Raw genomic sequence first — 232 nt, 5'->3', positions numbered from 1 at the left:
TAAATGCTGTCATTTCAGGACAACTTTAGATTTAAGCTTAGTCAATTGATTGACAGTTTTCTGATTCATCGCTACCTTGCTTAGGTTAGTTCTTTTTTGAGACTGACTAGCTTCCCATCATTTAAGATGTAAAGCATTTATGGGAAATAGTGAGGAGATGGAGTGAGCTAGTTATTGGCTAATCAAAAATCCATCAAATTTATTATTTAAATAGATATAAAAGAGAAACAAG

Source organism: Acinetobacter sp. UBA6526 (assembly GCF_002434875.1).
Lineage (GTDB): Bacteria > Pseudomonadota > Gammaproteobacteria > Pseudomonadales > Moraxellaceae > Acinetobacter > Acinetobacter venetianus.
The sequence above is the reverse complement of the archived record's forward strand: the minus strand, read 5'-3'. Positions refer to the sequence as shown.